The sequence below is a fragment of the Vibrio mediterranei genome, from assembly GCF_900088415.1.
Lineage (GTDB): Bacteria > Pseudomonadota > Gammaproteobacteria > Enterobacterales > Vibrionaceae > Vibrio > Vibrio mediterranei.
In genome coordinates this window covers 140,672-155,420 of sequence record NZ_FLLQ01000008.1, presented here as the reverse complement: position 1 = coordinate 155,420, position 14,749 = coordinate 140,672, and the positions used below count along the sequence as shown (strand labels likewise).

Genomic DNA, 14,749 nt, shown 5'->3' with positions numbered 1-14,749 from the left:
GAAATCAGGTGGTGAAATAAAATATGGCATCAAAGAGAATCAAATGCGTGATTTTTGATTGTGATGGAACACTGATCGATAGTGAACGTTTGTGTTTGCAAGCTATTGTAGAGGTGCTAAGCAGTATTGGCGTCGAGGTAAACTATGATGATGTCAAAGATCAGTTTCAAGGCGTGAAACTGGAAAAGATCTTCGGGGCACTGGTCGACAACAACTCCAAGCTTGCTAATGATGGTTTAGCTAAGCTTATTAGCCACTATCGATTGCGTTGTAAGGAGCTGTTTGCTGAACAATTAACGGTTATCGATGGTGTCTATGAAGTATTGGATGAGCTGAAGGCGAATAATATTGCGGTATGTATCGCATCAAATGCTCCCCATGAAAAGATGGCGTTTACGTTGCCGCTGGCTAAACTAGACCAGTACTTTGAAGGCACTGTCTTCAGTGCTTTGGATGCCAATGCATGGAAGCCCGATCCCAAACTGTTGCACTACGTGATGGACAAAATGCAAGTGAGCTCAGAAGAGTGTTTATTCATAGATGATTCTCTGGTTGGCATTCAAGCTGGCGTTGAAGCCAATGTAACCACGTTGTACTTTTCCCATGCGGAACCGCATAAAGAGACCACAATCAATAGCTCATATTTACATAGCATTACTGAAATGCACCAACTGCTGACCTTTATTCGATGATACGAAAATGAGTGGCTAATTATGTTTTTCTGGGCGGGTGGTCGATTGGTTGAGTAGCTGATTAGCCGCCACTAATGCTCCTCTCATACTGACCACAGATGCGTCTAGAATGTCGATTGCCCATAGTGGTAGTTTGCCTGAAATGGAGTAAAACGCCCATTGACCTTTTCTTCTATCTGAAACGATCCCGCAATTTCTGAGTACTGCGAGCGCTCGGGAAATCTTAGGCTGTGATTCTTGTAATGCTTCACACAGCTCCCCAACACTCAATTCAACCTCTGTAAAGATCAATAAAGTGATCATGAGGCGAGTCTGATCGCCTAAGCACTTATGTAGTACTAAAGGATCAAAATCTAAATCGTTAGTCGGTTGATGAACGGTAACAAACAAGTCGATGCGCTTTTGCAGATCATATAAAGACGCTTCGAAGGAGATATCAGAGAGTGACGTTGGCGCAGGAAGATCCCAATAAATACTTTCTTCAGTGTTCTCGAATACACCACATTCACGCTGCGCTGAAGAGCAGAGCGTAATTACATAGTCAAAATGCGTGTCTTTAAACTCGTCGATGGACTTTGAATACAGTTCATCGGTAGGAAAATCTGCATCGTTTAATGTCGATATTGTTCTTGCGTCAACCTGACTTGGACTGCTCCCTGCACTAAAGGCTTGATAAAACTCAGCATAATCGCGATTTATAATCGCTTCCGCTAGTTGCGAACGTGCTGAATTGCCTCGGCAGACAAAGAGAATCTTTTTAGTCATGGTTTCCTCAAGAGATTGAGCATCACGGTGTGGTTACAGGCAATATTATGAGAGTTATTTGCAGCTAAAGAAAGACCTTTCATCATTGAAAGGTCTTATCAAGCTATACGCGAGTTTTATAGCAGGAGCGGTTTTAAAGTAGGGGTTAAGCTGCGGTGGCTAGCTTGCCATCTGCAATTGCTCTCAAGTTATCCATGGTTTCCGCATAACTAGTTGGTTTACCAAATAAGCCAGCAGTACCAAGGATAAAGTATTCGATTTTATCCTTAAGCAAATCGATGACTTCAGGGCTGATCGCACCATCAATAGCCAGCTTAGTATCGGTACCTTGTTTGTTGATCATGTCAATAATGCGATCAATTCGATTGAAAGCATTGGCAATGAACTTCTGCCCCGCAAATCCTGGGTTAACTGACATCACCAAAATTACGTCTGTGACATCAAGTACATCTTCAATCACACTCAGTGGTGTGCCTGGATTGATAGCCAGACCTGATTTAATACCTTTAGCTTGAATATTACCAAGCGTACGATGTAGGTGCGGTGGTGCCTCCGCATGAACATACATTAGGCTTGCACCGAGATCAGCAAACATATCAATGTACTGATCTGGATTGGACAACATTAGGTGCACATCGTATTCAATATCGGTTGTATTGCGGATAGCCTTAATATCTTCCGGGCCTAGGGCGAAGTTAGGAACAAAGTGTCCATCCATTACATCAATATGAAGCATATCTACTTTGGCTTTCTCTAGCTCAGCCAACTCTTGAGGTAATTTAGAGAAATCCACACACATCATTGAAGGACAAAACTTAGCCATGAGTGAGCTCCTTTTCGATGTCAGCAATTTGGTTAATACGATTCTGGTGACGGCCACCTTCAAACTCACCTTCTAGCCAACGGTCTACAATCATTTTAGCGAGCTCAATTCCTACGACGCGAGAGCCAAACGAAAGAATGTTGGTGTCGTTGTGCTCGCGAGAAAGCTGGGCGGTGTATGGGTCGCTGCAAACCACTGCGCGAATTCCTGGAACTTTGTTAGCTGCTAGCGAAATGCCAACACCTGTACCGCAAATCAAAATACCGCGCTCGGCTTGACCTGAAATTACTGAGTTTGCAACCGCTTTGCCGTATTGAGGGTAGTCTGTTCGCTCGGCAGATTGAGCACCTAAGTCGATCACTTGATGACCTTTTTGTTCTAAGTGACTAATAACGAGAGCTTTGTGTTCGAAACCTACGTGGTCACAACCAATAGAAATGATCATGTTTGTCTGTACCTTAACCGATGAATATGGCTTTAATTTTACGATAAAATTCACGCCTGTAAATATTTAAATTTCATTGAAATTGCCAATGATTATATAAGTAATTGAAAAATAGCGGATTAAAAATTCACAATAAAATTCACAATAGTGTAAATTTCATAAAATAATTTATTTTGTGATAAGGATCGTCGTCTAGCACGTAAAGGGGTGATAGATTGAAAAGCAATTACTCAATAAACAAATCGCAGGATGAAATGATGTCTTATTCGTTGATTGCAGAAGAGTTGGTTAACTCGTTAGGCGGTGAACAAAACATAGTATCGGTTGCGCACTGTGCAACACGCTTACGTGTAATGGTGGCGGATGAAGCCAAAATCGATAAAGAGAGGATTGAAGATACAGACAAGGTAAAGGGCGCGTTCTTTAACAGTGGTCAGTACCAAATTATCTTCGGAACTGGGACGGTTAACCGTGTGTTTGAAGCGGTTCAGAATCTCGATTTATCGACGTCTTCAAAGTCAGAAATTAAACAAGCAGCAAACCAACAAGGTACGGCGCTACAACGAGCGATTCGCACATTCAGTGATGTATTCGTCCCACTGATACCTGCCTTGGTAGCAACAGGATTGTTTATGGGGCTTCGTGGACTTGTGACGCGACCTGAAGTGTTGGCTATATTTGGCCTAACGCCTGATTCTATCCCTGCAAACTTTATCCTTTATACCCAAATTCTCACGGATACGGCGTTTATTTTCTTACCTGCGATGGTGGCTTGGTCGGCAAGCCGCGTATTCGGAGGGACTCCATTGATAGGTTTGGTGCTTGGTCTAATGCTGGTTTCTCCTGCATTACCTAATGCATGGGCGGTTGGTTTCGGTGAAGCAAATCCATTGATGTTCTTTGGCTTTATTCCAGTCGTTGGTTACCAAGGTTCTGTTATTCCAGCATTTATTGCAGGTTTCCTAACCGCGAAGTTGGAACGCCGCATTCGCTCAATCATGCCAGAAGCGTTTGATTTGGTGATGACTCCGTTCCTAACGCTGCTTATTATGAGTGCTGTTGCACTTCTTGCTGTAGGTCCATTGTTCCACATCGTTGAAGTGACTATGGTAGAGGCAACTAAGTACTTGCTTGACCTACCATTTGGCTTGAGTGGTCTGATTATCGGTTTCGTGTGGGATTTGATTGTTATCACTGGTGTTCACCACGTGTTTAACCTGCTAGAAATCCAGCTACTAGCGAACGAAGGTAGCAACGTTTTCAACGCACTTATCACTGGTGCTATCTCAGCTCAGGGTGCAGCGTGTCTAGCAGTTGGTATGAAGACGCAGAGTAAGAAGCTTAAAGCGCTGTGTTTCCCATCAACGGTATCTGCTTTCCTAGGCATTATTGAACCAGCAATCTTTGGTGTGAACCTTCGTTACTATCGTCCATTCGTATTCGCCCTAGTTGGTGGTGCTGCTGGTGGTTTTGTGGCGCAAATTCTTGGTCTAGCAGCGAGCGGTATGGCAGTAACCGTTATCCCAGGCACGCTACTTTATTTAGATGGTCAGATTCTCTCTTACTTACTCGTTCACGCGGTAAGTTGTGGTGTGGCGTTCTCGTTGACTTACACCATGGGCTTCTCTGACAAGATGCTTGAAAAGAAATAAGCGATTTAATGATAAGCCTCCCTTAATGGGAGGCTTTGGAGTTTTTATGACAGATTCTCAATATTTCCTGCGAACTATCCAATCTTTGCTTAATGCCCCTAAACATGGAGAGCATGATCCATATCGTCCAGTGTGGCACTTCGCTCCACGTGTTGGTTTATTGAATGATCCCAACGGCTTGTCGTTTTTTAATGGTGAATACCATTTGTTTTATCAGTGGAACCCACTCAAATGTGAACATGGTGCAAAGGCTTGGGGGCTAGCAACGTCTTCAGACCTTATCCATTGGCAACATAAACCCTTAGCCTTGGCACCGACTGAAGACTATGAGATATCGGGTTGTTATTCCGGTTCCGCTATTGAAGTCGATGGTAAGCTTGAGCTGTTTTACACCGGTAATGTTAAATACCCAGAGGGTGGTCGAACTGCCTATCAATGTAGAGCACAGCTAGATGAGCAGGGCACGGTAACTAAACTTGGGCCGGTATTGTCATTGCCTGATGGTTATAGCGGTCATGTTCGCGATCCTAAAGTTTGGAAACGTGGCAATCATTATTACATGGTGCTTGGAGCAGAAGATCTGCAGCGGCGTGGCGTGGTGATTCTGTATCGTTCTACTGACCTGCATCAGTGGGAGAAATGTGGTGACATTTACGGTACTGACATTAACGGCAAGCAAGATGCTAACTTTATGCTGGAGTGTCCAGATCTCTTTGCTCTTGATGGTTGCGATGTCATGATTACTTGTCCAAAGACTTGGATAGATATAGAGGGCAAAGCGACAGAAACATTTGATGTTGAGGTCACTTTGGGTGAGCTCGATTACCATCAAGCGCTTTACAACGCTACTGGCAGCCGTTTGATGGACCACGGGTTCGATTTCTATGCGCCCCAAACCTTCGAAGATAACAAGGGACGTCGTATTTTGTTTGGTTGGATGGGCAAACCGGATGAGTTTGAACCTTATCAACCAACTATTGAATATGGTTGGATTCACCAAATGACCTGCCCGCGCAGATTAACAATTCTCAACGGTGAGCTGTTACAACAACCTGTTGAAGAATTGACGACGTTGCGCCGCAACCCACAATCGGGAACCTGCTTATCCACCTCTTTGGTTGGATTAAGTGCCGAATTGTTGCTGCAAGATATTGACGGAGCCACTATCACGATTGAGCTGTCCGACGACTTATCACTGTTAGTCACGCCTTCGAGTATCACAACTCGACGAAAGAACCTTAAAACAGGTTTATGGGAAGATAGAGCATGGAAGGGAAAAGCCTCTTCGTTGCAGCTGATGCGTGACCACTCATGCGTTGAAGTCTTTATCAATGATGGAAAAGCTGTAATGACCAGTCGATTGTTTGGACAAGCAAGTAGCAGTGAGCTGCAATGTGGTTTCCGGTTCGAAAGTGATAAAGCAGTCAGCTACCAGCATTGGACATTAGAAGTTTAGCGATTCAAGTGCACACTCGTCACCGACAGGTGCAGAAAATCCAGTAGTTTTAGGGTTATAATGAAGGAAATACTTTGAGAGCTGTGTTGAAAGTTGTGAACTCGAATCAGGTAATCCCCAATATACGTATGATGATGCCGTCGCTGACTAAGACGGAACAGTCGATAGCGGAAAACTTTTTGCAGCCGCATTTTTTGCAAAAGTCGACCTCGATAAATGAGGTTGCCGAACGATTAAGCGTCTCTCCGGCGCTGATTGTCAAAGTATCGAAGAAGTTGGGGTTTAGCGGCTTTAAACAGCTGAAAGAGTCGTTATATGCGCAGAGCGAAACTCAGTCCTATGCGCCAAGTGAGCGTTTGTTGCCTGATGATAGCGCCGAGAAGATTGTGTCAAAGGTACTGCAAAACTCCATAAATGCCCTAACTGAGATCCTCAATTTTGTGGATGTAAGCATGGTCGACGCGGCTGCAGAGGCCCTGCTAAAGGCTCGAAATATCGAGCTTTTTGCAGTTGGTGGTTCAAGCATCATCTGTGAAGATTTTCAGCATAAGCTGCTACGTATTGGTATTAAATCATCGGTGCCTAAAGATCGTCACTTAATGCTGATGTCAGCGAGCATTATGACAGACCAAGACGTTGTATTGGTGGTCTCTCACTCTGGCCAGACGGTTGATCTCATGGATGCTGTGCGTCAGGCAAAACAGTCTGGTGCGACCGTGATTTCTATTACCAATAACTATCACGCAGAGCTGTCATCTTTGTCGGATATCCCACTTTATGCCCCAGCGTCGCCTGAGCCTGTACTTGGCAAAAACGGCACTGCACGTTTGGTTAAATTGGCGATGATCGACAGCTTGTATGCCACCATGGCAAGCAAAATGCCATCTTTAGCGGAAGAGAGCTTGAGCAAAACCATCAGAGCAGTAGAACGACTACATCGCTAAATTTCCGTTAAATAAATAGTTTATTCTGCCGACTGAGCCCATCGACCGTAAGAAGTTGATGGGCTTTTCTATGTATCCCTATCCATTTAATTATGAAGGTTTTATGACAGGTCAAAAAGATCCTTGACTCTTAATATGTAAAAATTAATATATATGCATATACATATATGAGTATTTAATTATGCTTCCACATGAGTTTTTCAAATTGATGTCTGATGAAACACGTATCCGAACCTTGTTGTGGGTGTCTGCGAATGAATCGGTCTGTGTGAATAGTCTTGTCGAGGCCTTGGGAGAGAGCCAACCAAAAGTCTCAAGACATTTGGCAATGTTAAGGCAAGCTGGTGTACTAAAAGATACTCGTAAAGGGCAGCATGTTTTTTACAGCTTGGCGGAAGGGCTGCCTGGCTGGTTATACAGAACCTTGAAAGGGCTTGAGCAATCGAACTGCTTGCAAAGCGCTTATCAACTAAACTTTAACGAACTTGTGCCACCTTCTAAGTAGGTATTAGGCGTTAGTTCATCACCGAATGTATTAAGTAATTAAGAGATTGAGTTATGGCTATTAAAGTAGGTATTAACGGATTTGGTCGAATTGGTCGTTTGGCGCTGCGTGCTGCTTTCGATTGGCAAGAATTAGAATTTGTATTGATCAACGATGTCGCAGGCGATGCAACCACACTAGGTCACCTGCTTGAATTCGATTCAGTTCAAGGTACCTGGCATCATGGTGTTACAGTCGAAGGTAATGAGCTTGTCATCGATGGTAAACGCATTAAAACCACGCAAGAGCGCGATATCGACGCGATCGATTGGTCTGATTGTGATGTGGTGATTGAAGCAACAGGTGTGCACCGCAAAACTGAATTCTTGAACAAATACTTAGATCAAGGCGTTAAGCGTGTTGTGGTTTCTGCGCCAGTGAAAGAAGCCGGTATTGCTAATATTGTCGTCGGTGTTAACGACGATATTTTCGACGCTGAAGCACATCGTATTGTTACGGCAGCATCGTGTACGACTAACTGTATTGCACCAGTTGTGAAAGTGATTCACGAAAAATTGGGCATTGAGCAGTCATCGTTTACTACGATTCATGACCTGACTAATACGCAAACTATCCTAGATGCGCCACACAAAGATCTACGTCGTGCTCGCGCCTGTGGCATGAGCCTTATTCCAACAACGACAGGTAGTGCTACTGCTATCGTTGAGATTTTCCCAGAGCTTAAGGGCAAGATTAATGGCCACGCTGTTCGTGTCCCGTTAGCGAATGCATCTTTGACTGACATTATCTTTGACGTTAAACGTGACACCACAGCAGAAGAGGTGAACGCGCTTCTGAAAGAAGCGTCAGAGGGTGAGCTGAAGGGAATTCTTGGCTTTGAAGAACGACCATTGGTGTCCATCGATTATAAAGGTGACCAGCGCTCAACGATTGTTGATGCACAATCTACAATGGTGGTCGGATCTCGTATGGTGAAAATCTATGCGTGGTATGACAATGAAATGGGCTATGCAACGCGCACTGCGGAATTGGTTCGTAAAGTCGGTCTAGCGGGGTAATGATGATGCATCCAACATGGGAACTTAAAGTAGATAACGCAGCGCTTGTATTAACGCCTTGTCCTGGTACTAAAGATGTGTCTCTGGATGATTCATTAGCGCAACTTAAAACTCAAGGTGTGACTGTGATCGTGACGGCTCTCGATAATCACGAGATGGCGGAAGCAGGAGTTGCAGAGCTTGGTGCGAAAGCAAGGTCATTAGGAATCAAATGGTTTCAAACTTCGATTGAAGATGATCGCGCGCCAAGTGTTGAATTTGCAGCGGATTGGAAAGCAATTTCGCCAGAACTACATCAAGCGGTTGAGGCGGGTGAAAAGATTGCAATGCACTGCATGGGTGGTTCCGGACGTACTGGTCTTCTAGCGGCCAATTTGCTGCTAGAAAAAGGTTGGGATCTTGAGACGATTCGCCGTGAAGTGCAGGCATTACGTCCAGGCGCATTTACCAAACAGCCACAAATCGACTATGTAGAGAAGTTAGCGGCGACGTTCTAGTTGTCGCTAGTTTAACTTCTATCCTAATTATTGTATTAGTGAAAGCGGGAACCTCGTTTTCGCTGAAACAGTAATTGGGTAGACCCCTGCTTGAGCAGGGATGACGTTGCTTTACTGAGTAGCTCTGTTTTACGCAAGTCACTCAACTTTACACGAGTAATTAAACCTTACTCAGGCAGAAGAATTATGTTGTCTAACCTTAGCAAAAGCGTTCGCCAGTATATGCTGGTCACTTTTAACTACTGGAATTTCACTATTACTGATGGTGCGCTACGCATGTTGGTGGTGCTGTATTTCCATGATCTAGGTTATAGCACCTTAGCTATTGCTTCTCTGTTTTTGTTCTATGAGTTCTTTGGTGTTGTCACTAACTTAATTGGTGGCTGGCTTGGGGCTCGCTTGGGGCTAAATCGAACCATGAATATCGGCCTTGGGATGCAGATCTTCGCTTTGTTGATGTTGGCCGTGCCGAGTGTCTGGCTAACCATCCCTTGGGTGATGGCTGCACAAGCGCTATCTGGAATCGCCAAAGATCTGAATAAAATGAGTGCGAAGAGCGCCATTAAGACGTTAGTGCCTGACGAACAGCAAGGTGCACTCTACAAGTGGGTGGCGATTCTAACTGGCTCTAAGAATGCACTGAAAGGGGCCGGCTTCTTTATCGGTGGTTTACTGCTCTCTGTGCTCGGTTTCCAATATGCCGTTGCTGCCATGGCAGCTGTGCTTAGTTTGGTGTTTATCGGCAGCGTACTTAGCCTAGAAAGTGATATGGGTAAAGCGAAAGCGAAGCCTAAGTTTAAGCAGATTTTCTCTAAATCGGAGAGCATCAATATTCTGTCAGCGGCACGCATGTTCCTATTTGGTGCTCGTGATGTCTGGTTTGTCGTGGCATTACCTATTTACCTTGGTTCAGTGTTCGGTTGGGATCATACATTAGTCGGTGGTTTTCTGGCTACGTGGGTAATTGCCTATGGCTTTGTTCAAGGCATTGCCCCAAAAATCACGGGCAAAGCCCAAGGAAAGGTGCCCGATGGCAGTGCAGCAATGTGGTGGGCATTAGCACTTGCGGCCGTGACTGGCATAATCGCTTATTGTGTTCAAATGCAATGGTACCCACAGGCTGTGATTGTGGTTGGATTATTGATTTTCGGCGCTATCTTTGCAGTAAACTCCTCGCTCCATAGCTATCTGATCGTCAGCTATGCCAAAGGTGATGGGGTTTCCATGGATGTAGGCTTTTACTACATGGCTAATGCGATGGGACGTTTAATTGGCACTGTGTTGTCTGGCTGGGTATTCCAAGTTGCTGGTCTTGCAGCATGTATGTGGGTCTCTTTTGCCTTCCTTGTGCTCACGACCATCATTTCGATCCGCCTACCTGGTGCTCCGAAAGCGATCGCTCAGTAAGTCATAAAATATCCACTTTAAAGAGTTAATCGTTAAACGACGATTGACTCTTTTTTATGTCAGGCGTATATTTATCGTCAAAATACGATAGAGGGTAGAATGTGACGAATTGTACAGTTGATAATACTGAAATGTTTATTGCATCAGATGAGCAACTGGTCCAAGAGAAAACGCTGGCGGCACAAGCTAAGGCATTGTCCCATCCTGCTCGTATTCGTATCTTACGAATTCTGTCAGACCTAGAACGAGCCGGTGGTTGTTTAAACAGCGATCTAGTTTCTCAATTGGGTCTCGCTCAATCAACGGTATCTGAGCATTTACGTATACTTAAAGTCGCCGGTTTTATTAGTGCTGAGCCGATGCCACCGAAGGTGTGTTATCGAATCCAGAGAGAGGCACTCAGTGACTTTGCGCGTCTAACACAATCAGCCTTTGATTAAGCAAGCTTCTATCATTCTTTGATTATTGAGTCGGCATTGCCGACTTTTATTACTATAATTTAATCGTTATTCGACGATTGACGATATTGGAGAGTTAACATGTCCGAGTTAGCTATGGAACAACCGAAAAAGCTGGGCTTCCTTGATCGCTTTCTTACTTTATGGATCTTTTTGGCGATGGGAATTGGGGTGGTTCTGGGAGTTGCATTTCCGAGCCAGATTGAGAACTTGAATGAGTCAATGACGGTGGGTAGCACTAATATCCCTCTCGCCATTGGCTTGATACTGATGATGTACCCGCCATTGGCGAAAGTGAACTACGGCCTGATGGGCAGTGTGCTCCAAGACAAAAAGGCTGTGACACTTTCATTGGTTATGAACTGGCTGGTTGGCCCAATTCTTATGTTTGTGCTGGCACTGACATTTCTGGGTGATGAACCCAGCTTAATGACAGGTGTCATCTTAATTGGTCTAGCTCGTTGTATTGCTATGGTACTAGTATGGAATGACATTGGTGGTGGTAACAAAGAATACGGTGCAGCCTTAGTCGCACTGAACAGCGTATTCCAAATTATCACATATAGCTTCCTTGCTTGGTTATTCATTACGGTGTTGCCACCAAAATTTGGTTTCCAGGGGCAGGTCGTGGATATCTCAATGGGTGATATCGCTGAAAGTGTAATGATTTACCTAGGTATTCCTTTCTTGGCTGGATTTTTAAGTCGCAAGATCTTAGTCGCGAAGAAAGGAGAGCAATGGTACAACGAGACCTTTATTCCTAAGGTTTCACCGATGACGTTAATCGCACTACTGGCTACCATCGTACTGATGTTCAGCCTTAAAGGTGAGATGATAGTTGAACTACCAATGCAAGTAGTACGCGTAGCGATTCCACTTACGATCTACTTCTTTATGATGTTCTTTGTGAGTTTCTTTGTTGCTAAGAAGATGGGTGTCCCTTTCGATAAGAATGCGTCAATTGCCTATACCGCGACGGGTAATAACTTTGAACTGGCTATCGCCGTGGCTATTGCCGTATTTGGCTTGAATTCACCTGAAGCATTCGCGGGGGTTATTGGTCCTCTAATTGAGGTGCCAGTGCTGATCGCCTTAGTGAACTTCACATTGAAAATGAAAAAGCGTTACTAGCGCTCAAATAAAAGTGAAAAGCTGAGCATTGGGCTCAGCTTTTTTATAATAGGACTTTAGGCTTTTTCGCGCGTTTATCGTGCTTACTTTGGTACATAGCAAGGTCGGCTTTCTTCAAAGTGATTCGCAAACTGGACTGGAATGCCGAATAGCCAATACTGTGGCAAAGTTCAGGGTAGGCTTGGAAGTCATCAATAAATAACCGATGCAGTTTGCCAATAGCTTGCTTTAATGTGTCTTCATTTTCATAGTGCGTTAAAACTACAAATTCATCCCCACCATATCGGACAATCACATCCTTATCAGAAAAGCTCTGTCGCAAGCAACGCGCGAACCTAAGTAGAACCAAATCGCCTTCACTGTGACCCAAATTATCGTTAATTTGCTTAAAGTTATCGAGATCAATAACGACGCAGAATCCTTTTTTCCAGCGAATCGAGCTGAGATAAGTCAGGTTTCGCAGTTTAGTTAATGGATCGGTATACGCTTTCTTTTCGAAGAACTTTGCTTCTTGATGCAGTTCAGAAACATCGAAGCTGGTGGTATAGATGAAAGACTCGCCTTCAATGTCGACTTTAAACTTCAGCACATTGTAGTAAAAAGTGGAATGTAAGCTTTGAAACTTAACGATTTTTGGAATGCATTGGCCGGACTCAATATAATCGATACTCGCGTCATGACATTCTTGAAGCATATTGGCTACATTTTCAGGAACCACTTGAGCCAGTGCGGTTGCCGTCATCCCTATTGGATTGATGTCGGTATACTGGCGCAGCCAGACATTAAATTTATCATTGATATAGACGTATTCGTGGGACGAATTTCTAATCGACAGAAACCCCGGAAAATGGCGAAATAGTTCATTCGCTTGGTGATATGTCAAATCTGTCACTGCTAAATCTCACTCAAGTAAGTCCGATCTTCCTACAGCTGAAAAGCGGTCGATGTCGTTATCGTTTTTTCAGCCGTTTCTAGCATGCTCCCACCATAAGAACTGTGATGCACATCCTCTTGTTGATAGTTATTGTAAAAGAATGACTTAGTTCTCAAGGATGAGACGGTTTGAGAGAGGATAAAGCAGCCTAAGCTGCTTTGAAGAAGGTAACGTAGGCACTAAATGGACAGAGCATTGTGCTTGTTTAGATACTGTTTAGCGTATTCAGATCCCATATAGCGAGCTAAGGATTTGTGAGGTACCGAGGTGAGATCGACGACGATCAAACCATCCAATGCGTCATTGAAATTGGGGTCGACGTTAAAACAGACCAACTTGCCGTTTAAGTTTAGGTATTGTCGTAATAAGACCGGTACGCTTTTTCCAGTGTCCAGTCTTGAGATAACGCGCGATAACAGTTGAACGTCCGCTAGAGCACTCAGTGTTTGAGGGCACCACTGTCTATGGCGATTTTGTTTAGGAGGATTAGACGCACTTACATATCGTGCACTGTCATTATCGTAATGGTGCAAGGTCATTGTGTCGGTGAGGAGCTGGCGAGCGATGTCGCTATAGTCATTGCTAATACTCACCGGACCAAATAGATGAGTGTAGTTGGGATGTCGACGTACAAATTCCGCAATACCTTTCCACAGCAGTAGTAGCGCGCTCATGCTTTTTTGGTATTCTTCAGCGACGACACTGCGTCCCATTTCAATGGATTTGCCCATTGTATTTAAGAAGGAGTGCTCGAAGTTAAACAGGGTGCGAGAGTATAGGGCGCGTATATCCCCTTGCTTAATGAGCTCGTCAACGAGACCTAGACGATAAGCGCCGACCAACTTTTGTTTTTCTTTGTCCCAAACAAATAGATGTTGATAGAGCTGATCAAACTGATCGATGTCTAAAGATTGCCCCGTTCCTTCTCCAACTTGTCGAAAGTTTATTTCCCTTATTCGTCCAATTTCTCGCATCACCGCAGGAATGTAATCCATGGAGGTACAGTAAACCTCAAACTCACCGCTAGTAAGGAGTAAGTGCTCTTGAGGGAGGAGTTCGATGTCCTCAAGCAGTTCGCTGAGGTGAGTTTCTGAGGCTATGGCTTGATCACGTTGATGAGAAGAAAGCGAGCTATGGTTTCTTTCAGGATGTTGCTGATTGAGCAAATAGGTATTAAGGCGCAGATAACTAACAAGCTGCTGGCTGTCTAGCGAACTCACCTCTTTAAACTTGATTTTGTTGCCAATTGAAATTCGGATGGCGGTGTTCTTTTTATTGAGAAGCTCGCGACCTAACATAGCAGTTCTTAGCATCGGGTGGACTTTTCCTGCCAAGTAGAAGTGTTTGGAGTTAACGCCGCCGATATGCACTGGCACCGTTGTTGCCTGATTTCTTTTGATAAGGGTACTTACGGAGCGGCTCCACTGCTTATCCTCCAGTTGAAGCGATTTTCTGTCAACCAGTTGTGACACTTCGCCTGCAGGAAATACAAGCAGAAGGCCGCCAAGTTCTAAATGCTGGTTGGCTTGTCGCAATGCTTTGGAGTTTGATCGATGTGCATTGGTTCCGTTGAACACATCGACACCGATAAACAAAGGCTCCAGCTCCGGAACCAGTTTAAGAAATTCATTGGCAAGAATTTTCACGTCCTTGCGAATCTGCAGTAGCACCTTGGCCAAAATGACACCTTCAACACAACCTAGGGGATGATTCGCTACAATGATGGTTGCTCCAGTTTTAGGTATCGTCTCACTACTGCCTGCTTCGATGCGATAATCAATACCTAGGATATCCAACGTGAAACGCAAGAAAGACTCGGTATCACAATCTGCAGGACGTTGAGCGTATAATCTGTCTAAAACTGACAGGCCAGTAGCCCACTCAGTAACGTTTTCGGCTAGGCCTAGTGGAGACCTGCGCGGCAGACGAAAAGGACTGGTAGTATCCATAGCAACCTCTGAATATAAGCCAAATTGATGTGG

General features: G+C 44.4%; 15 protein-coding genes. 10 read left to right on the top strand and 5 right to left on the bottom strand.

Annotation, left to right across the window (positions count from 1 at the left end; all coding sequences use genetic code 11):
• The first annotated feature begins 23 nt into the window (after nucleotides 1-23).
• Nucleotides 24-692 (top strand): HAD-IA family hydrolase, encoded by a 669-nt coding sequence (locus VME0621_RS20535; RefSeq protein ID WP_065311732.1) that lies wholly within the window; start codon nucleotides 24-26, stop codon nucleotides 690-692.
• A gap of 15 nt (nucleotides 693-707) precedes the next feature.
• Here the strand turns inward: VME0621_RS20535 and VME0621_RS20530 are convergent, their stop codons facing one another.
• The 3 genes from VME0621_RS20530 to rpiB all read right to left on the bottom strand — a co-directional run bounded on the left by VME0621_RS20530 (nucleotide 708) and on the right by rpiB (nucleotide 2,725).
• Nucleotides 708-1,457 carry a metalloregulator ArsR/SmtB family transcription factor gene (locus VME0621_RS20530; protein WP_062459926.1) on the bottom strand — a complete coding sequence of 250 codons (750 nt, stop codon included), beginning with the start codon at nucleotides 1,455-1,457 and terminating at the stop codon, nucleotides 708-710.
• Nucleotides 1,458-1,602: 145 nt separating this feature from the next.
• Nucleotides 1,603-2,280, bottom strand: coding sequence for a ribulose-phosphate 3-epimerase (gene rpe, locus VME0621_RS20525; protein WP_006075705.1), 678 nt, complete (start codon nucleotides 2,278-2,280; stop codon nucleotides 1,603-1,605).
• Entirely contained in the window at nucleotides 2,273-2,725 is a 453-nt protein-coding gene (gene rpiB / locus VME0621_RS20520; protein ID WP_038225066.1) for a ribose 5-phosphate isomerase B, read from the bottom strand. Before rpiB ends, rpe begins: the two co-directional genes overlap by 8 nt.
• Nucleotides 2,726-2,940: 215 nt before the next feature.
• Between rpiB and VME0621_RS20515 the strand changes: the two genes are divergently transcribed.
• The 9 genes from VME0621_RS20515 (at nucleotide 2,941) to arsB (ending at nucleotide 11,833) form a co-directional block, all read left to right on the top strand.
• Nucleotides 2,941-4,377: a sucrose-specific PTS transporter subunit IIBC gene (locus VME0621_RS20515; protein WP_231892981.1), complete on the top strand. Its 1,437-nt coding sequence runs from the start codon at nucleotides 2,941-2,943 to the stop codon at nucleotides 4,375-4,377.
• Between the two features lie 46 nt (nucleotides 4,378-4,423).
• Complete coding sequence (locus VME0621_RS20510) at nucleotides 4,424-5,833, top strand: glycoside hydrolase family 32 protein (RefSeq protein WP_062459924.1); 1,410 nt, start codon at nucleotides 4,424-4,426, stop codon at nucleotides 5,831-5,833.
• Nucleotides 5,834-5,916: 83 nt separating this feature from the next.
• On the top strand, nucleotides 5,917-6,777 hold the full coding sequence (locus tag VME0621_RS20505; RefSeq protein WP_231892984.1) for an SIS domain-containing protein: 861 nt from the start codon (nucleotides 5,917-5,919) through the stop codon (nucleotides 6,775-6,777).
• 181 nt (nucleotides 6,778-6,958) lie between these two features.
• Nucleotides 6,959-7,282 (top strand): ArsR/SmtB family transcription factor, encoded by a 324-nt coding sequence (locus tag VME0621_RS20500; RefSeq protein ID WP_062459922.1) that lies wholly within the window; start codon nucleotides 6,959-6,961, stop codon nucleotides 7,280-7,282.
• Nucleotides 7,283-7,335: 53 nt separating this feature from the next.
• Nucleotides 7,336-8,340 (top strand): ArsJ-associated glyceraldehyde-3-phosphate dehydrogenase, encoded by a 1,005-nt coding sequence (locus VME0621_RS20495; protein WP_038224056.1) that lies wholly within the window; start codon nucleotides 7,336-7,338, stop codon nucleotides 8,338-8,340.
• Nucleotides 8,341-8,342: 2 nt separating this feature from the next.
• Nucleotides 8,343-8,837 (top strand): cyclin-dependent kinase inhibitor 3 family protein, encoded by a 495-nt coding sequence (locus tag VME0621_RS20490; RefSeq protein ID WP_038222618.1) that lies wholly within the window; start codon nucleotides 8,343-8,345, stop codon nucleotides 8,835-8,837.
• Nucleotides 8,838-9,023: 186 nt separating this feature from the next.
• The gene (arsJ, locus tag VME0621_RS20485; protein ID WP_062459920.1) at nucleotides 9,024-10,244 is read left to right on the top strand and encodes an organoarsenical effux MFS transporter ArsJ; all 1,221 of its coding nucleotides are present in this window, start codon (nucleotides 9,024-9,026) and stop codon (nucleotides 10,242-10,244) included.
• 131 nt (nucleotides 10,245-10,375) lie between these two features.
• Nucleotides 10,376-10,684 (top strand): ArsR/SmtB family transcription factor, encoded by a 309-nt coding sequence (locus tag VME0621_RS20480; RefSeq protein WP_050798630.1) that lies wholly within the window; start codon nucleotides 10,376-10,378, stop codon nucleotides 10,682-10,684.
• 99 nt (nucleotides 10,685-10,783) lie between these two features.
• Nucleotides 10,784-11,833, top strand: coding sequence for an ACR3 family arsenite efflux transporter (gene arsB, locus VME0621_RS20475; protein WP_006072623.1), 1,050 nt, complete (start codon nucleotides 10,784-10,786; stop codon nucleotides 11,831-11,833).
• Between the two features lie 43 nt (nucleotides 11,834-11,876).
• Here the strand turns inward: arsB and VME0621_RS20470 are convergent, their stop codons facing one another.
• Nucleotides 11,877-12,725, bottom strand: coding sequence for a GGDEF domain-containing protein (locus VME0621_RS20470; RefSeq protein ID WP_038224050.1), 849 nt, complete (start codon nucleotides 12,723-12,725; stop codon nucleotides 11,877-11,879).
• 221 nt (nucleotides 12,726-12,946) lie between these two features.
• The gene (locus VME0621_RS20465; RefSeq protein ID WP_062459918.1) at nucleotides 12,947-14,716 is read right to left on the bottom strand and encodes a bifunctional lysophospholipid acyltransferase family protein/GNAT family N-acetyltransferase; all 1,770 of its coding nucleotides are present in this window, start codon (nucleotides 14,714-14,716) and stop codon (nucleotides 12,947-12,949) included.
• Between the last annotated feature and the right edge of the window lie 33 nt (nucleotides 14,717-14,749).